Annotated in this window: 24 protein-coding genes; all 24 read left to right on the top strand. The window is 30.4% G+C overall.

The genetic code is table 4. From position 1 onward, the window contains the following. The first annotated feature begins 1 nt into the window (after window position 1). Window positions 2-1,297, top strand: a complete 1,296-nt coding sequence (purB, locus tag SAPIS_RS05025) for an adenylosuccinate lyase (RefSeq protein ID WP_023790288.1) — start codon at window positions 2-4, stop codon at window positions 1,295-1,297. Further along, on the top strand, window positions 1,298-1,819 hold the full coding sequence (locus tag SAPIS_RS05020; protein WP_023790286.1) for a phosphoribosyltransferase: 522 nt from the start codon (window positions 1,298-1,300) through the stop codon (window positions 1,817-1,819). Further along, window positions 1,803-3,341, top strand: coding sequence for a methionine--tRNA ligase (gene metG / locus SAPIS_RS05015; RefSeq protein WP_407636225.1), 1,539 nt, complete (start codon window positions 1,803-1,805; stop codon window positions 3,339-3,341). Before SAPIS_RS05020 ends, metG begins: the two co-directional genes overlap by 17 nt. Window positions 3,342-3,359: 18 nt before the next feature. Continuing rightward, window positions 3,360-5,231 carry a tRNA uridine-5-carboxymethylaminomethyl(34) synthesis enzyme MnmG gene (gene mnmG, locus SAPIS_RS05010; RefSeq protein WP_023790282.1) on the top strand — a complete coding sequence of 624 codons (1,872 nt, stop codon included), beginning with the start codon at window positions 3,360-3,362 and terminating at the stop codon, window positions 5,229-5,231. Between the two features lie 24 nt (window positions 5,232-5,255). After that, the gene (locus tag SAPIS_RS05005) at window positions 5,256-6,827 is read left to right on the top strand and encodes an APC family permease (RefSeq protein WP_023790280.1); all 1,572 of its coding nucleotides are present in this window, start codon (window positions 5,256-5,258) and stop codon (window positions 6,825-6,827) included. 60 nt (window positions 6,828-6,887) lie between these two features. Continuing rightward, complete coding sequence (gene rsmG / locus SAPIS_RS05000) at window positions 6,888-7,583, top strand: 16S rRNA (guanine(527)-N(7))-methyltransferase RsmG (protein WP_023790279.1); 696 nt, start codon at window positions 6,888-6,890, stop codon at window positions 7,581-7,583. A 13-nt stretch (window positions 7,584-7,596) separates the two neighbouring features. After that, complete coding sequence (locus tag SAPIS_RS04995; RefSeq protein WP_023790277.1) at window positions 7,597-8,370, top strand: ParA family protein; 774 nt, start codon at window positions 7,597-7,599, stop codon at window positions 8,368-8,370. Then, window positions 8,357-9,238 (top strand): ParB/RepB/Spo0J family partition protein, encoded by an 882-nt coding sequence (locus SAPIS_RS04990; RefSeq protein WP_023790275.1) that lies wholly within the window; start codon window positions 8,357-8,359, stop codon window positions 9,236-9,238. Before SAPIS_RS04995 ends, SAPIS_RS04990 begins: the two co-directional genes overlap by 14 nt. Further along, window positions 9,228-9,416 (top strand): DUF951 domain-containing protein, encoded by a 189-nt coding sequence (locus SAPIS_RS04985; protein ID WP_023790273.1) that lies wholly within the window; start codon window positions 9,228-9,230, stop codon window positions 9,414-9,416. The genes SAPIS_RS04990 and SAPIS_RS04985 overlap by 11 nt, the downstream gene beginning before the upstream one ends. Further along, window positions 9,416-10,513: a redox-regulated ATPase YchF gene (gene ychF, locus SAPIS_RS04980; RefSeq protein WP_023790271.1), complete on the top strand. Its 1,098-nt coding sequence runs from the start codon at window positions 9,416-9,418 to the stop codon at window positions 10,511-10,513. The genes SAPIS_RS04985 and ychF overlap by 1 nt, the downstream gene beginning before the upstream one ends. A 91-nt stretch (window positions 10,514-10,604) precedes the next feature. Next, on the top strand, window positions 10,605-11,087 hold the full coding sequence (ispF, locus tag SAPIS_RS04975) for a 2-C-methyl-D-erythritol 2,4-cyclodiphosphate synthase (protein WP_023790270.1): 483 nt from the start codon (window positions 10,605-10,607) through the stop codon (window positions 11,085-11,087). Continuing rightward, window positions 11,074-12,504, top strand: a complete 1,431-nt coding sequence (gene gltX / locus SAPIS_RS04970) for a glutamate--tRNA ligase (RefSeq protein WP_023790268.1) — start codon at window positions 11,074-11,076, stop codon at window positions 12,502-12,504. The genes ispF and gltX overlap by 14 nt, the downstream gene beginning before the upstream one ends. Window positions 12,505-12,513: 9 nt before the next feature. Then, window positions 12,514-13,707 carry an HD domain-containing protein gene (locus tag SAPIS_RS04965; RefSeq protein WP_023790266.1) on the top strand — a complete coding sequence of 398 codons (1,194 nt, stop codon included), beginning with the start codon at window positions 12,514-12,516 and terminating at the stop codon, window positions 13,705-13,707. A 19-nt stretch (window positions 13,708-13,726) separates the two neighbouring features. Then, window positions 13,727-14,164 (top strand): DNA-directed RNA polymerase subunit delta, encoded by a 438-nt coding sequence (gene rpoE / locus SAPIS_RS04960; protein ID WP_051372145.1) that lies wholly within the window; start codon window positions 13,727-13,729, stop codon window positions 14,162-14,164. Between the two features lie 55 nt (window positions 14,165-14,219). Next, on the top strand, window positions 14,220-15,830 hold the full coding sequence (locus SAPIS_RS04955) for a CTP synthase (RefSeq protein WP_023790262.1): 1,611 nt from the start codon (window positions 14,220-14,222) through the stop codon (window positions 15,828-15,830). Window positions 15,831-15,912: 82 nt separating this feature from the next. After that, a complete protein-coding gene (gene fba, locus SAPIS_RS04950; protein WP_023790261.1) occupies window positions 15,913-16,806 on the top strand; it encodes a class II fructose-1,6-bisphosphate aldolase in 894 nt (297 codons plus the stop codon). A 57-nt stretch (window positions 16,807-16,863) separates the two neighbouring features. Beyond that, window positions 16,864-17,037, top strand: a complete 174-nt coding sequence (locus SAPIS_RS05480; protein ID WP_023790260.1) for a hypothetical protein — start codon at window positions 16,864-16,866, stop codon at window positions 17,035-17,037. Between the two features lie 97 nt (window positions 17,038-17,134). After that, entirely contained in the window at window positions 17,135-17,422 is a 288-nt protein-coding gene (gene rpmE / locus SAPIS_RS04945) for a 50S ribosomal protein L31 (protein ID WP_023790259.1), read from the top strand. A 90-nt stretch (window positions 17,423-17,512) separates the two neighbouring features. Continuing rightward, on the top strand, window positions 17,513-19,372 hold the full coding sequence (locus tag SAPIS_RS04940; protein WP_023790258.1) for a hypothetical protein: 1,860 nt from the start codon (window positions 17,513-17,515) through the stop codon (window positions 19,370-19,372). Window positions 19,373-19,381: 9 nt separating this feature from the next. Further along, complete coding sequence (locus tag SAPIS_RS04935) at window positions 19,382-20,335, top strand: DHH family phosphoesterase (RefSeq protein WP_023790256.1); 954 nt, start codon at window positions 19,382-19,384, stop codon at window positions 20,333-20,335. Between the two features lie 32 nt (window positions 20,336-20,367). Then, entirely contained in the window at window positions 20,368-20,970 is a 603-nt protein-coding gene (locus SAPIS_RS04930; protein WP_023790255.1) for a thymidine kinase, read from the top strand. A gap of 11 nt (window positions 20,971-20,981) precedes the next feature. Then, the gene (gene prfA / locus SAPIS_RS04925) at window positions 20,982-22,070 is read left to right on the top strand and encodes a peptide chain release factor 1 (protein WP_023790253.1); all 1,089 of its coding nucleotides are present in this window, start codon (window positions 20,982-20,984) and stop codon (window positions 22,068-22,070) included. 3 nt (window positions 22,071-22,073) lie between these two features. After that, entirely contained in the window at window positions 22,074-22,892 is an 819-nt protein-coding gene (gene prmC, locus SAPIS_RS04920) for a peptide chain release factor N(5)-glutamine methyltransferase (RefSeq protein ID WP_023790251.1), read from the top strand. 8 nt (window positions 22,893-22,900) lie between these two features. Beyond that, on the top strand, window positions 22,901-24,331 hold the full coding sequence (locus tag SAPIS_RS04915) for a hypothetical protein (protein ID WP_023790249.1): 1,431 nt from the start codon (window positions 22,901-22,903) through the stop codon (window positions 24,329-24,331). Window positions 24,332-24,426: the final 95 nt, after the last annotated feature.

The raw sequence follows: 24,426 nt of genomic DNA, 5'->3' as shown, positions 1-24,426 counted from the left end.
TATGTTAAAAAGATATGCAATCGATAAAATAGAAGAAATCTGATCTGAAGAAAATAAACTCAAATGATGATTAGAGGTAGAGAAAAAAGTAGTTAAGGCATGATCCTCTATTGGTGTTATACCGAAAGAAGACTCTTTAGTTATTGAAAAAACTGCGAGTATCGACTTAAAAAGGATGCTTGATATAGAAAAAGAAACAAAACATGATGTAGTTGCATTCACTAGGGCAGTTTCAGAGACCCTTGGCGAGGAAAAAAAATGAATTCATCTAGGTTTAACTTCAACTGACGTAGTAGATACAGCTCAGAATAAACTTATAAAAGAATCTAACGAGGTTGTTGAAGAGTACTTAAAATATTTTCTGGATGTTCTAAAAGAACGAGCAATAGAAACTAAAAATATTGTAATTATGGGTAGGTCACACGGGATGTATGGTGAACCAACGTCTTTAGGCCTTAAGTTTTTGTTATGATATGAAGAAATAAAAAGGCAACTAGAAAGATTCGACTTGGCTCGTAGACAAGTCGAAGTGGCTAAAATCTCAGGTTCAATGGGTAATTATGCAAATATTGAACCAGAAGTAGAAGTATTTGTTGCCAATGAGTTGGGGCTAGGTTTGGATACAATTTCAACACAGGTAACTCAAAGGGACAGACACAGTTTTTTAATATCTGTTTTTGCTAACATAGCTTCAACACTTGAAAAAATAGCCACAGAGATTCGAAGTTTTCAAAGAAGTGAAGTTCAAGAAATTTGTGAGGGATTCAAAAAAGGGCAAAAAGGTTCTAGCTCTATGCCACATAAAAAGAACCCTATAAGCAGCGAAAATATTTGCGGACTGTCTAGATATATACGAGCATTTGTAACTCCATCGCTAGAAAACAATGTTCTTTGGCATGAAAGAGATATATCTCATAGTTCAAATGAAAGGTTGATACTACCAGACGTATTTAACATATTGTGCTACATTTTGAAAAGAATGACAAGCACAGTTGAAGATCTAGTTATTAATGAGGAAAAAATAATAGAGCATATATTGGAACAAAAGGGTATTTTCTTTAGCCAAAGAGTATTAACTTATATATTAATGAAGTATAATCATTCTAGAGAAGAAGTATATGATTTTATACAAATGTGTACACTCAAATGTCAACAAACCAAAAAAGAGTTCAAAGAAATACTTGTATCTGAAGGAATTTCGAAATATTTAAAAACTGAACAAGAATTAGAAAACTTATTTGATTTGAATTTTTTTATGCGTAACGTTGACAAAATTTTTAGAAGGGTGATGGTTTAAATGAACGATAACCAAAAACTTGTGACGCTAATCACAGAAGAAGAAATAAAAGGAGCTATTATTAAAGCTGCCACTGAATACGGTAAAACTTATGAAAATCAACAACTAACCATAGTTGCTGAGTTATCAAGCTCTTTTGTGTTTGTAGCTGATTTAATAAGAGAGTTACCAATAGATGTTACAATTCAGTTTTTTACCAAAGAAACCACAAGCGATGAAAGAAAAAAAATCAATTTGGGAAGCAATAAATCTCTGAATGACAAAAATGTTCTAATAGTTACAGATATTTTATATGAAGGTAACTCGTTAAAAAACTTATATGAACTAATACAAAAAGAAAATCCGCAAAAAGTTGAACTTTTAGCATTAATCGAAAAAGATTGTAAGACAAGAAATTTCGACTTAGAAGTGGATTCACTATTTAAAATAGATGATTGTTTCGTTGTTGGGTATGGATTAACATATAAAGAAAGTTACAGGGGTCTAAAAGGCATTTATAAGATTAATGTCAATGAGGAATAAAATGAAAAAATATTTTTATGTAACAACCCCTATATATTACCCAAGTGGTAATCTTCACATTGGACATACTTATACAACGACTTTGGCGGATGTTATCGCCCGTTTCAAAAAAGAAATGGGTTGCGAAGTCTTTTTTTTAACAGGCTCTGATGAACACGGACAAAAAATTGAACAAAAAGCTAAGCAGGAAAATAAAACTCCTAAGGAATATGTAGACGATATAGTCGAAACTTTCAAAGACTTATGGACTAAATTAGACATAAGTTATGACAAGTTTATAAGAACAACAGATCAAGAACATATTATAGCGGTTCAAAAAATCTTTTCCCTTTTATTGAAAAAAGACTTAATTTATCTTTCAAAATATAAAGGAAAGTATTGCATTAGTTGCGAGGAGTTTTTGACCAAAGAACAAATGGACGAAAACTGTCACCACAACGTTTGCAAAAACAAGGCTGAAGATTTTCAAGAAGAGACTTATATGCTTAGAGTCTCACAGTTTAAAGAATATTTGAATAATTTATTTTCTACAGACTTCTTAGAACCTTCAAGTCGAAAAAACGAGATGCTTAATAATTTTATAAACAATGATTTAGAAGATCTTTCCGTAACTAGAATTAATTTTAAGTGAGGAATAGAAGTTCTCGAAAACCCTAACCATGTTATATATGTTTGACTAGACGCGTTATCAAATTATATTACAGCTTTAGGTTGAGGAACGGATAACGATGAAAATTTCAATAAGTTTTGGTTTGATGAATCAGAAATTTTACAATTAGTAGGAAAAGAAATAACAAGATTTCATTCAATCTATTGACCAATCATGTTGAATAGTTTAGGGTTGAGAACCCCAGATAAATTATTAAGTCACGGTTGAATTTTGAGCAAAGACACAAAAATGTCAAAGTCTTTAGGAAATGTTATCAACCCATTGGAAATAATTGAAAAATACTCTAGTGATGCACTTCGTTTTTACATTGTTAATAATTTACCAACAGATAAGGACGGTAATTTTACTGAAGAGTTATTTATTGAATCTTATAATACAAATCTAGCTAATAATGTTGGAAATTTATTATCGAGAGTTAGCAACATGATAATAAAATACTTTGACGGCATTTTGCCAGAAACATTGCCTGCACAAGATAACGAATTATTGGAACTTGCGGAAAAAACTATTACAGCGTACGTTGCTAAAATGAATGAATACAAGTTTAATGAAGCAATTAATGTTGTGCTAAATTTATCTAGTGAATGTAACCGATACATCGAACAAGTCAAACCATGAGTTTTAGAAAAAGAAGGCAACACAAACGAGTTATTAAAAACTCTGACAATTTTAAGACATAATATCTTGATTATTAGCTTTTTATTAAAACCCATATTAACAAAAAATTATGATAATATGATTAGACAAATGGGTGCAGACCCAAAAGAAATAAAGTTTGACACACTTACTAAGAGAAACTTTAAATTTGAACAAATAAAAGAAAAATTGATTATATTCGACAGGATTAAATAGGAAGGGAGAGTGTCTAGTATGGATTTCGATATAATTGTTGTTGGTGCTGGACACGCAGGTGTTGAAGCAGCACTAGCGACTGCAAGACTTGGCAAAAAGACAGCTTTAATAAATATTTATAAAGACAAAATTGCTACAATGCCTTGTAATCCTTCTATCGGTGGACCAGCAAAAGGTATAGTGGTTCGAGAAATCGATGCACTTGGTGGAGAAATGGGCAAAGCGGCTGATAGAACTTGCTTACAAATGAAACTTTTAAACTCCTCTAGGGGTCCAGGTGTTTGAGCATTAAGAGCACAATCTGATAAGTTAGAATATTCTAAGTATATGAAGGAAGCAGTTGAACAACAAGAAAATCTTTTCTTAATAGAAGGGATTGTTGATGATATTATTCTTAATATTAGAAATGAAGTTCAAGGTGTAATATTGGAATCTGGAAAAAACTTATCTTGTAAAGCAGTTGTTTTAACTACCGGTACTTACCTTTCAAGTTTGATATACCGTGGTAAAGAAAAATATGAAAGCGGGCCGAATAACGAAAAAACAGTTAAAACACTAAGCCAAAGACTTCGAGAAATAGGCATTGAAACATCTCGTTTTAAAACAGGAACACCACCAAGAGTAAAGAAAGATTCTATAGACCTATCAAAAGCAGTGATAGAACCAGGTACTAATATGAACTTGGCTTTTTCATTCTCGACAGATGCAATCTTAGAATACGAAAAACAAGAACCTTGTTATTTAATTCATTCTACTTCTGAAACTAAAAAGATTATTGAAGACAACCTATCTCAATCAGCAATGTATTCAGGGAGTATACAGTCTATTGGACCGAGATATTGCCCTAGTTTTGAAGACAAAATCGTTAGATTTTCAAAAAAAGAAAATCATCAAATATTTTTAGAGCCTGAATCAAAACATTTAGACACTTTTTATGTTCAAGGTTTTTCAACTTCAATGCCTATTGAGGTTCAAGAGAAGATGTTGAAAAGCTTACCAGGTTTTGAGAATGTTATTGTTGATAAATGAGCCTACGCTATTGAATATGATTGTATAAATCCTCAACAATTAAAGTTATCCTTAGAACTAAAAAAAGTAAGTAATTTATTTATGGCTGGTCAAATCAATGGAACTAGCGGTTATGAAGAAGCGGCCGGACAAGGTTTGATAGCAGGAATAAATGCGGCTTTAAAAGTTGATAACAAAGATCCTTTTATTTTAAAGAGAAGTGAATCTTACATCGGGGTTATGATAGATGATTTGATAAATAAAGGTGTCGTGGAACCTTATAGACTTTTAACTAGTAGAGCGGAACACAGATTAACTTTAAGAAATGACAACGCAGAACAAAGATTAAAGGAGTATGGGTATAGACTAGGTTTAATTAAAGAAGTAGAATGAAAAAAATTTCAAGCATTTGACAAAGAAATACAAAAAGCGATTGAAGCAGCAAAAAAAACACGATTTACTCCAAAGTCTGAGTTAGCTAATGAATTGAACTCTCTTGGACAAGCATGCTTGACTCAAGGAATGAGCGCTTATGAATTGATTAAGCAACCATCTGTTGACATCAATGTTTTCAGAAAATATATTGAAGAGTTCAAAGACCTTTCTAATAATCAAATCCAAAACGTGCTAATCAACATTAGATTTGAAGGATATGTTAAAAAAGAAAGAGAAAGCATTGAGAAGTTTGTCAAGTTAGAATCAAAAGAAATACCATTTGATATTGATTATTCAAGGGTTGATAACATTGCTGTTGAAGCAGCACAAAAACTTGAGAAAATTAGACCAACTTCAATTGGTCAAGCAGCCAGAATCACAGGAGTTAACCCCGCTGATATTCAAATGTTATTGTTTCATCTTAAGAAAAAATATAATAGCATATAGAAAAAAAAGAAAGGGAAAGTAATCATGTTGAAAATCAACAAAAAAAACAAAACTAAAAACAAGGTTTTTGAATTCTTAACTATATTCTCTATGGTGTTTGGATTAGTAATTGGTTCTGGAATTTATCTAAAAAATAGAGATCAAGAAGGTGGAGTTTTGAGCGCGGCTGAAAAAAATCCAATTCTTGCACTAACTATTTGATTGTTTATAGGTGTTCTTTGCACATTTATTATGCTAGCTTTTATTCAAATTGCATCAAGCTCAAAGAAAGAGAATCATAATACAATTCAATCTTGAACGGGAAAGTTTATTAACAGACGATCAGCTTCACTATTTGCCATTTTTTATGTTTGCTTATATATGCCGGTTTTGGCATCGATAGGAGCTATTTTTACAATAGACACTTTGTTTAAGGCGATAAATGTTTTTTTAGAAGCCTCTGGAAATGGTACTTTTAGATCAAAGTTTACTAAAGAAACTTATGTATCAATCCAAATATTAGCTTCTACATTCTTATTAATCTTTTTTCAAGTTATAAATGCATTTACTACAACACCTAGCAAAATCATTCAAACAGTTTTTACTTTCGTAAAATTTATTCCTTTGATTGCTGTTATTGCGGGCGGTTTAACTGTTTACTATAACCACAGTGTAGAACAAAACTCATTTACCGAAAATCAAAATGTATGAAAAGTAAACTCGGTGTTCGCTACTGTTGTTCCTGTATTATTTGCATTCGACGGTTTTATATATGGAGCAACACTCCAAAAAGATGTCGAGCACAAAACTGTTGTAGCACCAGCAATGATGACTTCTATTATGGCGGTAACGGCGTTTTATATTTTAATAACATTTGCAATATTTGTAGGTGCAAAAGATGGAGATGTTTTTAACCTATTTGACACTATTTTTAAAAACAAACCCGAGTTTTCTTTATTATTTAAAATAATAATTACCTGCACTCTATTAACTACTATCAATGGGTATACCACTTTACTTCCAAAAACCATCCAGTCCGCAGTTGACGAAGGCTTTATTTTTATAGGTAGTTCTAAAAGCGCTATGACTCATAAAAAAGCCGCTTTGATTGGAAGTGGAATAACATTAATAATCTTATTGTTAACAATTGCTATTTCATTACCATTAACATGAAATGATTATGTGAATAATGAAAATACTCCTAACTATTTTTATGTTGCGGATGCAACCTCAAGTGCAACAGCAGTCTATGCATTTATGATATATTTATCTCTTATGATTGGTTTGTTGGTCAACTATAAAACAAAAAAAGTGGAGGTATTGTACAATACTAGAAAATCATTCATTACGAACATAATTACAACTTTTATTTTGGCAACTGCTCTTTGTTATTTGAATTATGATTTCTTTATAAATAATTTTATGAGTAACAATAGAGATAAGTACATTCAACCAGTAAGCACATTGATATCTGGTTCACTCGTTTTACTTTTCTGAGTGGTCAATGAATATTTAATAGATAGAAATCAAAACGGCACTAACGGCACTTTTAAAAAGTTTAATCCTATAAGCTGATTTAAAATAAATAAAAAACAAAAAACAAGTGAAGGAAAATAAGAATAAAATTTAGTGTAAAATAAAAAAGCGATAAGCTTTTTTTTATTTTTGGAGGTAAGAATGGATTGAACAAGTTTTGAAATGATAGGTTATAAAATAGAGGAATCAGTCAAAGAAAAATTAATCAAGTTTAAAAACCTTTTGCAAGAAGAGAATAAAAAATATAATCTCACAACCATAATAAATGACCAAGACATCATTTACAAACACTTTTTCGATTCCTTGTTATTTACTAAGGACTTTGAATTAAATACACAAAAAGTCTTGGACATAGGTACCGGTGCAGGTTTTCCTGGAATAGTTTTGAAAATTTTTCATCCTATGATTGAACTCCACCTTGTTGAATCCAACTCTAAAAAAGTAAGCTTTTTAAAAATGGTAATCAATAATCTCAACTTAAAAAACATTTATGTTTGAAATGAACGAGCTGAAGTTTTTTCCTTAAACAATAAAGAAAAGTTTGATATTATCGTATCGAGAGCAATGGCACCTCTAAATATTTTGTTAGAAATAGGGGTGCAGGCACTAACTATTAATGGATACTTTATCTGTTTGAAAGGTAAAAATGTCGAAAAAGAAATTTTAGAATTAAATAATAAAGAGTATTTAATTGGATTAAAATTATTAAAAGAACAAAATCTATATTATGAATTCCTAGGAGAACGAACCAATTTATTTTTCTTAAAAGAAAATAAAACCGCTAATCAGTATCCAAGACAATATGGACAAATTAAAAAAAGACCTTTAGGAAAGTAAATAGGAGAATATTATGGCAAAAATTATTTCGATATCAAATCAAAAAGGAGGCGTTGGTAAAACAACAACTTCTGTAAACTTAGCATGTGGTTTGGCAATGGCCAATAAAAAGGTTCTTCTTATAGACATGGACCCACAATTCAACGCTACAACAGGTGTTGGCTATGAAATAGATAACAATACATTGAGTATGTATCATATCTTAGTGGGTGATAAAGATATCTCGGAAATCATAGTAAAAAATATTAAACCAAATGTAGACCTTGCACCTAGTTCAATAGATGTAGCGGCCGTTGATTTAGTTCTTTTAGAACAAAAAAATAATAATCAAAACGTATTACGTGATCAAATAAATGCAATAAAAACAAACTACGACTTTATAATAATTGATTGCCCCCCAAGTTTGGGTCTAATAAATAGAAACGGATTAGCTATCTCAGATACTGTTTTGATTCCTATTCAAGCTGAACACTATGCTATGCACGGAGTTGCACAACTATTGAGAACAATTAAGAAAGTAAAAGAAACATTAAACCCAAGCTTAACAATCGAGGGAGTGTTAGTAACAATGTTTGACTCACGAACAAGACTAGCTCACGATGTCCTTGAAGAAATAATTAAAACTTTTGGACCTAAGGTTTATAAATCCGTTATACCAAGAAATATAAAAATCTCAGAATCTTCTATTGAGGGTAAATCAATTTTTGAGTATGACAAATCAGGTCCAGGTTCAATTGCTTATATAGAGTTTGTGAAAGAGGTGTTGAAAGAAAATGGCGGCGTCTAAGAAAAAATATAATTTCAAAGGGTTGGATGACATCTTTGGAGAATCAGTTTCTGACATTGTTGGAGTTATCGAGAATGATAAGACAATTGCAAAAAGTGCATCAGTAAATATAGATATCAATTTATTGAAACCCAATCCGTTTCAACCAAGAAAAGTTTTTAACGAAGAAGAACTAACTGAATTAAGTGAATCTATAAAAATTCATGGTTTGATTCAACCCTTAATTATTAATAACAACAATGAATTAGTTGCTGGTGAAAGAAGACTTAGAGCATCTAAGCTTGCAGGCCTCAAAGAAGTGCCGGTTGTTATTCTAAATCTATCTGAATTACAAATGGAAGAGTTTGCAATAGTTGAAAATATTCAAAGGGTTGACCTTCTAGATATTGAAGAGGCAGTAGCCTATAAAAAACTTTCGAAAAACTGGAAACTAAAACAAGAAGAAATTGCTACAAGAGTTGGTAAGTCAAGATCGCACGTAGCAAATATAATGAGGTTATTGAATCTTCCAGACAATGTGCAAAAAGCAATGATGGAGAAAAAAATATCTATGGGTCAAGCGAAGCCTTTATTATCAATATTAAATAATAAAGTTCTGTTTGATGAAGTATTTGAAAGAATATTAACAGATGATTTAACAGCTAGAGAAGTTGAAAGTTTGATAAGAAAAAAGACCAAAACTGAAAATACAACTTTAGAAAGTAAATCACAGAGTAAAGAATCTAGCATCATACATGTAGAAAATAAAATAATGCGAAAGCTTGGAACGAGAGTTTCAATTGACAGCGGAAAGTTAGTTATTCGTTACGGTGATACCGATGACTTAAATAGAATACTAGAACTTTTAGGATTAAACGATGACAATTAAATTAAACGACATTGTGATATTAAAAAAACCACATCCAAGTAAAACTCAAAAATGAATAGTGGTAAGAATCGGTACAACATACAAATTAAAATCATCAATAAACCCTAGTATTTTTTTAGAATTTACGAAGGACAAATTAATCAAAGTAATAAAAGAAATAGAAAGTGAAATAAAATAATGAGTTTACAAGTAGGTATAGTGGGGTTGCCAAACGTTGGTAAGTCAACATTGTTTAATGCAATCACAAATTCAAAAGTCGAAGCTGCAAATTACCCATTCGCTACAATTGAACCTAATGTGGGAATAGTTGAAGTTCCAGATGATAGACTAGACCAGTTAGCAAAACTATTTGGAAGTAAAAAAACCATTTACACGACAATAGAATTTGTTGATATAGCTGGGCTGATCGCGGGAGCAAGTAAAGGAGAAGGTTTGGGAAATGCCTTTTTAGCAAATATTAGAGATACCGATGCAATTTGCCAAGTCGTTAGGTGTTTTGACTCTAAGGAGATAACTCATGTAGAAGGCAGTGTTGATCCTATAAGAGATATAGAAATTATAGAATTAGAATTAATTCTATCTGATGAAGCTAGTGTAAAGAAAAGACTAGCAAAGTTGGAACCAAAGTTTAAATCATCTAAGGATAAAGATATTTTAAATGAGTATAACTTACTTAAAAAATGCGAACAACAGTTAGCAGAAGGTAAATTATTAAATAAGTTATCTTATGATGAAGAAGAACTACATATATTAAAATCGTTTCAATTATTAACAACTAAAAAAATGATATATGTAGCAAATGTAGCTGAGAACGAAATTTTAGATGATAATCAGTACGTTGAAGCCGTTAAGAAATACGCAAATGAAAACAACTCCGAGGTAGTGAAAATCTCTGCTAAGGTTGAAGAAGAACTAAGTGAACTTCCACAAGAAGAAAAACAAATTTTTCTTAAGGATGTTGGTATCAATGAACCAGGATTAGAAATTCTGATTAAAGCCTCTTATAAAACACTAGGATTGAAAACTTATTTTACAGCCGGACCACAAGAAGCAAGAGCTTGACAATTCAAAGATGGTTCCACAGCACCGCAATGTGCAGGGATAATTCACACAGATTTTGAAAAGGGTTTCATAAAGGCAGATGTTTACAAGTGCATTGATATTTTTGAACATAAGACAGAGCAAGCTTTAAAAAATGCTGGGAAGATAAGGCTTGAAGGTAAAAATTATATTGTTCAAGATGGCGATGTGTGTTTCTTTAAATTCAATAGATAAAAAAACCGAAAGGTTTTTTTTACTTTAAAAATAATTAGAACTTAATTATCAATTTAAAATAGTTTATAATCTACTTTATTGGAGGTCTTTTGTGTTTAAAGTAGGGTTTTCAAAAGATATACATAAATTGAAATCAGGTAAAGGTTTCATGTTGGGAAGTTTTTTTATAGAATGCAAAAAAACAGTTGATGCCTATAGTGATGGTGATGTTATTTGACACTCTTTAACAGAAGCTTTATTGGGAGCGATGGGACTGGAAGACTTGGGAACATATTATAAACCTGAATTTTACGTTAGAGGTTTTGACTCGATTATTATGATAAAAGAAACACTTGAGAAACTAAAAAAAAGGAATTATAGAATCTCAAACATCGATATAACTATACAACTTGATGAACCTAGTTTGAAAGAAACAAAAAAACTTATTAAACAGAATATGGCAAAAATCTTAGAGATTAGTGAAAATGATATATCTTTAAAAGCCACTACCTCAGAAGGAACTTTACTAAACTCAATAGTTTGTTATAGTTCTGTTTTGATTTATAAAGAGGAGAAAAAAAATGAAAAAATATAGACTTAGATACGCACCTTCACCAACAGGATTTTTGCATATCGGAAATACTAGAACAGCATTAATGAATTATCTTTTTGCAAAACACTATGATGGAGATTTTATTGTAAGAATTGAAGATACGGATTTAGAGAGAAATGTGGACGGAGCAATCGACTCACAATTTGATAATTTAAAATGACTTGGAATCATTCCCGATGAGTCGTTTTTAAACCCTAAAGAAGCTTACGGTGAATACATGCAATCAAGAAAGTTTCAAATTTATAAAGACATGGCAATGAAACTAGTGAATGAAGGTAAGGCTTATAAATGCTATTGTACTCCTGAACAACTAGAGTTGGAAAGAAATAGACAACTAGAAAACGGTATATTAGCGCCAAAATATGCAGGGACTTGTAGAACCCTAAAAAATGATGAAAATAATAAGGACTACAATATTAGATTCAAGGTACCAGAAAATAAAATATATAAAATAAATGACTTAGTTCGAGGTCTTGTTGAATTTGATTCAAAAGAGATCGGTGACTTTGTTATTTTGAAAACAAATGGTATAGCTACTTATAATTTCGCAGTTGTCGTTGATGATTATGATATGAAAATATCTCATGTGGTTAGAGGAGAGGAACATATTTCTAACACTCCAAGACAATGTATGATATATGAAGCATTCAACTGAGATATGCCGGTATTTTGTCATTTGACACTTATTGTTGATGATACAAAAAAGAAACTTTCAAAGAGAAGTGGAAATAGTTTGTTTTTCATCAGCCAGTATCGTGAAAAAGGTTATTTACCTGAGGCAATTTTCAATTACATTTCACTACTCGGGTGAAGCCCGAGTGGCGAGCAAGAGATATTTGAAAGAAACGAATTAATTAATATTTTCGATGAAAAAAGATTTTCAAAGTCTCCAAGTACTTTTGATGTTATGAAGTTAAAATGAATTAATAGTCAGTGAATGAAAAAGTTAACTGAAGAAGAATATTTATCTTTTACAAAAAAATTTATAGATAAAGAAAATTTTGATATCGATTCCAAAAATGAATCTTGATTGAATGATGTATTATTATTATTCAAAAAAGAGTTGGAGTTTGGTGCACAAATTAATGCACATTTAAATATGTTCTTTGATTCTCAACATATAAACGAAGAAACATTAAAACAACTTAGTGATTTCAGCGACTATAAAATTATGCTACACGATTTCAAAGAAAAATTAAAAAGCTTGGTAACGTTTGATGAGAAAGAAATCAAATCATTGATCAAAGATATGGGAATAAAACATAACAGAAAAGGTAAAGACTTATTTATGCCATTAAGAATTTGTTCAACACTTTCTGAACATGGTCCAGAACTTGCTAAAACAATTATGTTAATAGGTAGAGATAATGTGATTAAAAATATTGAGTCATTAGTATAGGTGGTTAATGTGGAAAAATTTATAAGAGATAATGTTCACGGGGACATACAAATCAAAGATAAAGTAATAATGGAACTTATTAATACAAAAGAATTCCAAAGATTAAGAAGGATTATACAGCTTGGCGGTGGTCAGTTTGTTTTTCCGGGAGCAAACCACACTAGATTTTCTCACTGTATAGGAGTATTTCACGTTTTATCGAAATTCTTGCAAAACGAAGAAATTGCTAAACACATTGATGCAAATGACCAACTTATTTTAAAAATAGCTGGTTTGTTACATGACGTTGGTCATGGTCCTTTTTCTCACACCTTTGAATCAGTTTCAAAAATAAGTCATGAAGAATACTCTATAAAGATAATTTTAGGAAATACAGAAGTTAACAAAGTTTTAAAAATTCATCAAATTAACCCTAAGGATGTGGCTGATGTAATTAATGGAGAACATAAAAATCCAATAGTTAATTTCTTAGTTTCAAGCCAATTAGATGCTGACAGGTTGGATTATTTACTGCGTGATTCTGTAAATACAGGTGTCAACTACTCTAATCTTGATATTGAGTGAATAATTAGAAACGCCAAAGTAAGAGATGGTAAGATAGCATTTCCACCAAAAACTATCAATGCACTTGAACATTATTTATTAGGAAGATATCATATGTTCAAGCAAATTTATAACCATAAGGTATCAACGGGTTTTGATAGGACTTTTTACCTTATGTTTAAAAGAGCAAGATCACTTTATAAAGATAATTATAATTTTCAAAGTTTGTATTTTTTACCTTATATCCTAGAAATTCTAGAAGATAGAGAAATAACTCTGGAAAATTATTTACGTCTAGATGATTACTCACTAATGGAATACATTAAAGCATTTGCGAATGAAAAAGATGAGATTTTGAAAGATTTGGCAAGTAGGATAATCAATAGAAGATTCTTAGGCGCAACCTCCGAAATAACTATGGACAATTTTAATACTATGAAAAAAAACCACGGGGAAGGGGCTGAGTTTTATTTTGAAGTTTTCAAAATGAAACCTTTTATTTTATACAAGGATGAAACCGACTACAAAGACGAAAATATATACATACTCAAAGATGAAAATGAAATAAAATTAACACAAATATCAACTATTTTAAATACGAAAAATGAAAAAAATAATGAAAAAATAGTTTATATTTTCGATAAGGATAATGTAGAATAAAAACTATGGAGGAATAATGATGGCAAATTTAACACCGATTGAAATTACATTCAATCTTTTAAAGGAAAAGCAAGGAGATGCTTCATTTGAGGAAATTTGAAATACAATCTCAAAAGAAATTAATGGCGAAAATGTAAATAAAAATCAAATTATCGCTGAACTTTACACAGATTTAGTATTGGACAATAGATTTGCTTTAACAGCTGATGGTAAATGAGGTTTAAGAGACTATCTTAAGTTCGAAGATGTTAAAAAACAATATGACTACATTGATAAGTTCGAGACAACAGAAGAATTCGATGATATTGACTCTTACGTTCATACAGATATCTTCGATGAAGGAGATACTTTAAAAAAAGGTGTTAAAGAAAACATTATTCATGATACTACTGACACATCAAATGATTTATTCTTAGATTTAGACGATGATGACGATGATGAGGATTACGATGATTAGAATGATATAATATAGTAGTTTGTTAACTACTTTTTATTTTTTAAGGAGATTTAAAATGACAAAATTTATATTTATTACAGGTGGAGTAGTTTCGGGTTTAGGTAAGGGAATAACAGGTAGCTCACTTGGAGTTTTATTAAAACAAAGTGGTATCAAAGTATTTATGCAAAAGTTTGATCCTTATCTTAATATAGACCCAGGAACTATGAATCCTATAGAACACGGAGAGGTTTTTGTAACCAATGACGGTGGGGAAACTGACCTTGATTTAGGACATTACGAAAGATTTATTGATGAAAATTTACGTAAAAGTTCATCTACCAGTGCTGGAAAGATTTATTCAGAAGCTCTTTCTAAAGAGAGATTAGGTGAATTTGGGGGTAAGACTGTACAGGTTATACCACATATAACAAATTTGATTAAAGATAAAATATACAAAGCACAATTAGAGTCTAATGCAGATGTAATAATTAGCGAAATTGGTGGAACTGTTGGAGATATTGAATCACAACCATTTATTGAAGCTATTAGACAAATTAGAATGGAGCAAGGGCATGACAAAGTTATGTTTATTCACGTTGCTTTATTACCCTTCTTAAAGGTATCGGGTGAATACAAAACTAAACCCATACAGCATTCGGTTAAAGAAATGTTAAGCTTAGGGATACAACCAGATGTGATTGTGGCTAGAACAGAAGGGGATATAGATCAAAAATTAAAGGATAAAATCTCTCTGTTTTGTAATATTCCAAAAGAAAATGTCATAGTTTGTAAAGATGTTGAGTCCATTTACAAAGTACCGCTGATAATTGAGCAAACAAACCTTCACAAAATAGTAGCTAAACAACTTAACTTAAAACTTTCAAAAACCGATTTGATGGGTTGGCTACAATTTAACGAAAACATAGCAAGCTCCAAAGAAACACTTTCAGTACATATTGTTGGTAAATATGTAGAGTTAAGTGATGCTTATTTGTCGGTTATGGAGTCGTTAAAAATCGCGGGCTATGATATCAAAAAGAAAATCAAATTCGTATGGGTTAATGCCCGCAAGCTAAATAAAGAGAATGTTGAAAGTTTTCTAAGTGACGCAAAGGGAATATTAGTACCTGGAGGTTTTGGTGAGTCTGGTGTAGAAGGAAAAATACTAGCAGTAGAATATGCTAGAACTAAAAATATTCCATTTTTAGGAATATGTTTAGGTATGCAAGTGGCTTGTATAGAGTTCGCCAGAAATGTATTGAACTATAATGGTGCTAACACAACTGAGTTAGATGAATATACTCCATATCCTATTATAGATATCATTGAAGGAAAGAATAGAGAGAAAATTGGGGGAACACTTAGGTTAGGTGTTTATAAAACAAAGTTAGTAGAAGGAACACTAGCAAAAACATTGTACAGTAGCGATTATGCATTAGAGCGTCATCGTCATCGTTTTGAATTTAATAACAAATTTAAATCAAAGTTTGAAGAAGCGGGGATGGTTTTCTCTGGTATTTACCAAGAAGAAAATTTAGTTGAAGTAATTGAAATCCCAAGTAATGATTTCTTTATAGCATGTCAATATCACCCTGAGTTTACTTCGAGACCTAACAAACCAAACCCATTATTTAAAGGTTTCGTAAGTGCTATCGATAAAGAAAGTAGCAAGAAAACAACGTAATTGTTAGCACACTAGGATTTTAATAATAACCTACACTATAAGTATTTATGGTTGTATAATAACTTTTGGGAGGAAATTTTTTATGTCAAAAAAATATCACAATCGATTAGTTAATGCTAGTCAAATGGTTAAGGATGCACATGCAGGAAAATATGCTATAGGACACTTTAACATAAACAATCTTGAATGAGCGAAGGCGGTTTTAGAAGCTGCTCAGGAGTCAAACACACCTACTATTATTGCTACTTCAGAAGGAGCAATAAAATATATGGGTGGTTTAAAAACCATCGTAGGAATGGTTAATGGATTACTAGAAGAACTTAATATTACAGTTCCAGTAGCTTTACACTTAGATCATGGTCAATCAATTGAAATGGCTAAGAAGTGTATTGAAGCTGGTTACTCTTCTGTAATGTTCGACGGGTCTCACCTTCCCTATGAAGAAAACATTGCAAAAGTTAAAGAATTAATGGCTTTTGCAAATGAGCACGAAGTTTCTGTTGAAGCAGAAATAGGTTCAATTGGTGGGGAAGAAGACGGTGTTGTTGGTGAAGGTGAACTAGGTGACCCTAAACAAGCAGCTGAAATGTCAACCACTGGAATTAGCATGCTTGCAGCCGGAATCGGAAATATTCATGGAAAATATCCTGAATGATGAAAAGCATTATCTTTTGAAACATTAGAAAGTTTACAAGAAGCTTGCAACCTACCAATGGTTCTACATGGTGGTTCAGGTATCCCTCAAGATCAAGTAGAAAAAGCTATCAAATTAGGTATTTCTAAGATTAATGTAAACACTGAGTTACAATTATCATTTAGAGACGCTACTAGAAAATACATCGAAGATAAAAAAGATTTAGATGATGACGCTAAAGGATTCGATCCAAGAAAACTTTTAGCGCCAGGATATAAAGCAATAAAAGAAACTTTCTTAGAATTGACAAAAGTATTTGGGAGTCAAGGAAAAGCAAAATAATAACCATAGCAAATATTAAAAAATTATTAAATTTTTAAATATTGGAGAGTGGTTTGAATGCATCTTACTGTTGAAGAGAAAATCAAAATTATCGAGGACTTCAAGAAATCGGGGGCAACTGCTATTCAGTTTGCGCCCACTAGAAATATAAGTGTAGTATCACTTAGAAACTGAATGAAAAAGTATAAAGACGGGGGCAGAGAAGCCTTAAAGACTAAATACGAAAAATAAACAAAAAAGCTAATTAATTAATTAGTTTTTTTGTTTATATGGTATTATTATTTTTGTATTGAACTTAAAGTTATTTAAAATAAAAGGAGATAAAAATATGCCTAAACTAAATGCACACCCGCAATACTTTCAAGCTAAGTTTGTTTGTACAACTTGCAACAATGAATTTATTTCAGGTTCAACAAAAGGTGAGGAAGTAAGAATAGATACTTGTTCAAACTGTCACCCATTTTACACTGGTAAACAATCTTTTGCTAACGCAGAAGGTCGTGTTGAAAAGTTTAAAGAAAAATTTGTTAAAAAAGACGCTAAAGCTGCAGAAAGAGAAAAAGCAAGTGCAGCTCAAAAAGCAGAAAATGCTAAAAAATCAAAAGAAAGTAAATAATTTCTTACTTTGCTAAAAAACTAGGATTACCTAGTTTTTTATTTTATTTTAAATTGTTATACAATAATATTATGTGGGAAGGAGTTCACCATGAGTTTTTTGTTAAAAAATACAAAGTTTAATAATAAAAAAATAAATTTACAAAATATTAATTTAGATATAAAAAGCTCTAATGTTGTAAGTCTCCTTGCAAGAGAAAGACAGGCTTCAAAACAAATAAAAAATATCTTAATAGGTAATCATTCAGTTAAAAGTGGTGTTTTTAAAATTGATGGATATGACAAAGTTAATAAGCAATGAACAAAAACAAGAGTATCTCTAATAAAACCAGGGAATAGATTTTTTAGACAATGACCCGAAAAGTTTTGATTGTATTTTTCTCTTTTATTTAACAAAAACTTTTATACTGAAGCAAAAGTTAATTATTTAAACAGCAAATATTCTTTTCTTTCTTTCTCTACCTCTAAAAATAATGAGACTGACCTTTCAATGAGAAGAAAAGTTGAATTGATGATTGAAAAGTTTATTGATGGATCTATCGAAGTAGAAGAACAATGACTTTCAGATTTCTTAAAGCAAATTGTTACCTTTAATGACTCAAATTTAGAAGAAAGGTATCCTAACCTAGCAGAACATATAAAAATTATAACTAGAGATTACTTTTATTTAAAAGAAAAAACAGCCAACTTAGAACTTTTTCAAAACTTCTTGCAAAGTCTTTGGGACAAAGTCTATTCTTTTATAGATCTTAATTCATTATGTACTTGCGAATATAATGCTAATAAATCAAAACAAAAAAGCATTAAGAAAAAGGCAAAAGAATTGAACTTCAGACAACATATCTATCTAGTGCGAAAGCATTTAAAAATAATTGATGTTAAAGTAGGTAATGTTAAAAGTAAAATAGAAAAAAACAAAGTTGTTCTAAAAGGGTTAGAAAAACAGATTAAACAAGAGCTAATAAAATTTAATTACGCAAAGCAAAAGAAGGTTAAGACATTAGAAACATTCTTCTCTTGAAGACAGTTAGTCCAAGACCAACGTTACGAGTTTAGAAAAAAACAAGAAAAAATGTTTTATGATGCATTGTTTGATGAGTCAACAACCTTAAGGGGTAAAATAGTTGAAGTAATGCACAAGTACCATAAAAAAGTTTTAGATGATGATGTTATGGATGGTGACTTCAATAAATTTAGAGAAAAAAAACGTGAGTTAAAAAATAAAATAACTTCAGTTTATAAGCAGGCAATAACGTGAACCGATACAACGGCAGAAGATCTCGGGATATCTTTCAACTTATTGAAAAACTCACTAAAGTTTAGTGCGATAAATAATATACAGTTCAAACTTTTAAAGTCAGTTTATTTGAACAAGTACAATATTGTTTTTTATAATGTACTAGAAAAACTTTCTTACGATGAGGCAGAAGAAATTATAAATGCAGCAAATAATTTAAAAAAACTAAATCCTAAATTCACAGTTGTGTTTATTGAAAAGAGTATAAATAAGTTACACAATGTTAAAGAAGATTTTGTGTTAGTGGAAAACTCTTTCATAAAGAAAACTAACTTAGAGAATCTTTTAGGGGAAAGTTGAAGCACTTATGGAAGTGATTTCTTCATTGATAAGAATAGAGTACCTTTCACTTATGATGGCAAAAACTTGAGAGTCGATAATCAAAAGTTGAAACTTGAAACCAAAAGCCTGCCGTTAAAAGGCCAGATATTGTTGAATCCATTCGAGATTTACACTAATAAGAAAGACATAACGGGTCATTATTTCGAGTTCCAAGGAGAAATAAGTAAAAACAATATTTTCATAGACAGAGAAATGTATGAAGTAGTTTTAAATAACGATGTAAAACTTTTGTTTTATTCACCTAGGGGTTATGATATAGGTGATAAGGTTAAAGTATATTTTAATAACAAAGCGATTCTTAAGGCAGTATAGGAGACTAAAATGATTACCGAAACACAGTCTAACAACTTAATAAAAAAAATAAAAACATTTGATACTATAATAATTGCAAAACACATCTCTCCTGATTGGGATGCCCAAGGAAGCGCATTGGGGTTGAAGCATATAATACAAGATAATTTTTCTGATAAGAGCGTTTATGTTGTTGGAGCGAAATTGAACGAAGCTGCTAACTTTGAAGATGAGTTTACAATTGATGAAACAACTTTAAATAACTCCCTTTTAATCACTGTCGATGTTGCAAACTTCGATAGAATTGATTATCAACACAAAAACAATGTAAAAGAGATTTTTAAAATAGATCATCATTTAGAGTCAGATAATTTCACGGAAGACAAGTTAGTTGATGATAAAGCAATATCTTGCACGCAAGTTATTTCACAATGAGCCTACTTTAATAAACTAAAAGTTTCAAAAACAGCGGCTGAATTTCTTTATTTTGGTCTAATTACAGATTCAGGAAGGTTTTTATACAGAAACACTTCTGCTGAAACTTTCGAAGTTGCAAGCAACTTGTTGCAAGAAAATATAGATATAACAAAAATTTATGATGATTTATATCTTAAAAACTTAGTCGTTGTTAAATGATTAAATAAAATGTTTCTTAAAGCAAAACAAGTAAAAGATTATCCGATAAGTTATATAGTTATAAAAGATAAGGATCTAAGAAAAAGCAGTATTAGAGAAGAAAAAATGAAACTGGCTTTGTCAACAATGTCAGGAATTAAAGAAATTGATATTTGGTTTCTAGTTTATAAAAATAAATTGGGTGAGTTAAAAGTATCATTAAGAAGTAGAAACTTTGATATAAATAGTGTTGCTATAAAATATAACGGTGGTGGACATAAATTAGCATCTGGTTGTAAACTCACTTCACTTAAAGAGTTGAAACTTTTGATAGAAGATTTAAAAAAACTTATAAATAATAACATATAATTTTAAAGTCAATTAAGAATTGGAGAAACAAAATGGATTATAGAATCAATCTTAAGTCAAAAAGAGGATGAATAGAATTAATCACTGGGTGTATGTTCGCTGGTAAAACAGAGGAATTCATAAGAAGACTTCGCAGATATCAATATGCTCAACAAAATGTGCTGGTTTTTAAACCTGATATTGATAATCGATATTCTAAGGAAGATGTGTTTTCGCACTCGGGACTTAGTATTGAATCAATTAAGGTAACAAACAGTGAAGAATTGGAAAAGATTTTTCTTGAGGAAAGCGCTAAAAAGAATGTAGATATAGTTGGGGTGGATGAAATACAATTTTTAGATACAAACATAGTCGAAGTTTTGTCACGATTGGCTGATAAAGGTATAATAGTTATTGCTAATGGTTTGGATAAAGATTTTAAAAATAATCCATTTCAAAATGTTGATCGCCTATTAGTGCAAGCTGAATATGTTGATAAGTTAACCTCTATTTGTCACTCTTGTGGTGGTAATGCGAACCGAACTCAAAGAATTATTAATGGAGAACCAGCCAAAGCTAACGAACCAATTGTGTTGATTTCTGCACAAGAGAAGTATGAGGCTAGATGCCGACACTGTTACATAGAACCAAAATAGGAGAATTTAAAATGAACAAAAAAACAATTGAAGCTTTAGATATCATGGAAGAACGTGTAAAAACTATTGATAACGAACTTCAAAAAGAAGAAAACTTAAGGGACATCAAGTTGTTAACTGAGTTAAATAAAGAACGCTCTAATTTAGAACAGCCCGTTCAAAAATACATGGAGTATAAAAAAGTAGTGTCTGATCTTCAAGAAGCAAAAAGTATTTTAGATAATGAAAAAGATCCGGAGATGAGAGAATTAGCAAAAGCTCAATTAGACGAATCTCAACATAACACTAAGAAGTTAGAAGAAGAAATTGAACTACTGTTATTACCAAAGGACCCTAATGATGACAAAAATGTAATTTTTGAGATTAGGGGTGCAGCAGGTGGAGATGAGGCGAACATTTTTGCAGGTGATTTATTTAGAATGTATACAAAGCTAGCTGAAAAAAATAATTGAAAAATAGATATTTTAGAAAAAAGTGAATCAACAGCAGGGGGATTTACACAAATTTCTTTTCTTTTAAAAGGTACTGGTGCTTATTCCAAAATGAAATTTGAGTCCGGAAGTCACAGAGTTCAAAGAGTTCCCAAAACAGAATCTAAAGGTAGAATTCAAACATCGACAGCCACAGTTGCAGTTCTTCCAGAAATGAGTGACGTAGAAGTTCAAATAAAAGCAAGTGATCTAAGAATTGATACATTTAGAGCAAGTGGAGCTGGTGGACAACACATTAATACTACTGACTCAGCGGTACGAATTACTCATATTCCGACTGGTGTTGTTGCATCTTCACAAGATGGAAGAAGCCAGCATGATAACAAGGATATTGCAATGACAATGCTAAGATCAAAAATTTATGAAGCAGAGTTAGAGAAACAACAATCAGAGGCAGCTAATATGAGAAAAAACGCCGTTGGTACAGGAGCGAGAAGTGAGAAAATTAGAACATATAACTATGCACAAAATAGAGTAACTGATCATAGAATTAATTTAACACTTAATAAGCTAGATCAAGTGATGGAAGGAAACTTGGAAGAGATTATTACAGAATTAATAAATAACGAACAAAAAGAATTGATTGAAAAACACATCGAAGGAAACTAACTCATGGTTATAAAAGATCTATTAAGTTCTGAACAATTATCGAATATTGATTTTAAGGTGATTAAAGAGATATTAATGGTCTTAAATAAATGATCTGCAAATGATTTCTCAATAAATAATACTATTGAGAATAAAAAGTTAGATCTTTTTTTTGAATACATAAATCAATTTAAACAAGGTATTCCACTAGAATATATAACTAAAAAGAAGTATTTTTATGAAAGCGAATTCTACGTGGATGATAGAGTGCTAATACCAAGGGTAGAAACTGAGATGCTTGTTGAGGAGGCCCTTAATTTCACTAAAAGTGGTAATTTAGTCATAGACGTTTGTTGTGGTAGTGGTTGTATCGGGTTAAGTCTAAAAAAGAAGTTTCGAAATATTGAACTTTGATTATCAGATATATCATCAAGTGCACTTGAGGTAGCAAAATACAACTCCGAAATTTTAAATATTGAGGCAAATCTGATAAACAGCGATTTTTTAGATTTCATATTTGAACTTCAATTAACCCCAGATATTATTTTGATGAATCCACCATATATAAAAAAAGGTGATGTAAACGTTGCGCATTCAGTGAGTAAATTTGAACCGCATCTAGCCCTTTTTGCTGTGAATGATGGTTTGTACTTTTATCAAAAGTTGTTTGATCTTCTTGATAATTTATATAAAATAAATAAAAATCTAATAATAATATCTGAGTTTGGTTTTCAACAAAAAAACGGAATTGAAAAGTTATTCAAACATAAAGTAGTAAAATATAAAATAGATTTTAAAAAAGATTATTTTAATAACTGAAGATATTTTGTTATTAGTAAGTAGGTGAAAATATGAAGGATACTTTTATATCAACAAGAAATTTGAGTAAAAAAAACTTATTTAAAAAATCTTTTTTTGCTTGTTGTGTATTCATGCTTATATCGGTTCCTTCATTCACATTTATCGGGATTTTTTATTCGAACAAAAATCTTTTAGAGTATTTTGAAAATTACCAAACCATAATAAAATATTTTGGTGATGATGTAACTCCCTCAGAGAACTTAATGAAAACTTTTTTGTGAACAGGATTTGCATTGTTATTATTTTCGATTTTGTTGTTGTTTTTGATGCCATTCATAGTTTTAAACAAAAGAATGAACCTTCATGTTAAAGCTTCATATTTTGGTATTTTGATGCTCTTTATTATTCTTTCTGTCTTTGCATTCTCTGTTGCAGAATATTATTATTCTTGTTTTTACGATCTTTTTATATTTATAGCAAAAAGTAAAAACCTTGACTCGATACATAGTGATTTAAAAGATTTATTTAACACGTTCACCGCAAGTTTTGGAGATGGTAATGGTAAAAAGTATCAATGAACCACAACAATCTCTACTTGATGATTTAATTTATTTAAGGTAATGGTTATAATAATATTCTTATCTTTATTCAGCAACAATGTTATGAATTCGAATGAGTCTAAAAAAACAGAAAACTTAGTACAATATCTATCGACAAGAAAAACTGGTGTTGGACAAAGTAAGTTAGTTAACTTGTTAAATAAACTTACAATTAACAATAATAGAAATATCTCATTGTGACTAATAATTGCTTCGTTTCTTGTTTTTATACCTCAACTTATTTACATAATAAGCTTATCAGTTACCGATGGAGAAATATTATCACTTTTGAATTGAACATATATATTACCGTCACTAGTGAAAAGTTTTAAATCGTTTGATAGTTTTAATAATTTAGTTTCTAACACGGGTAGCTCATTTTTTATGGTTGCGGTCTTACCAATTATTACGACTTCGTTTTTAATGGCAACTATGTGTATATTCATAATCTTTTATATTAAGGGATGGAAGATAAATAAACTTTTTTTCATTTCACAATTCTCAATCTTGTTTATTGAAATCATATTGGTAGTTGTTGTTAATGCGTACTCTGTATATAAACTAAATTTGCTAGTAGATTTTTGAAACACCGACCTAATAAGTCAAATTAATGACAATAGTCAACAAAAAGAAACTTTAGAAGCGTTCAGAAATATTTTTGGCGACTCATTTTTATACGACAGCAAACAAATAAAGAGTCATATTAATTACCTTTGACTGCCAGGAAATCAATTTATTTCACAAGTTGTTATATCAACTACTTTTATATTTTTTACTTACATAATATTAATTACTAAGATAATAAAAACAAATAGAAAAGAATTTATAATTGACCAATCAAATACAGATGATCAAAAAAATTTTAAAAATAACTCTTCATAGTTTAAAAAACACGAAGAGTTATTTTTTAATTGAGCGAATTTTTTTTGTGAAGAACAGGTAAGCGAAAAGAATCATAACGCTATGATATAATTTAT

Source organism: Spiroplasma apis B31 (genome assembly GCF_000500935.1).
In the GTDB taxonomy this organism is placed as follows: Bacteria; Bacillota_I; Bacilli_A; order Mycoplasmatales; family Mycoplasmataceae; genus Spiroplasma_A; species Spiroplasma_A apis.
This window is presented reverse-complemented; position numbering and strand designations above follow the sequence as displayed.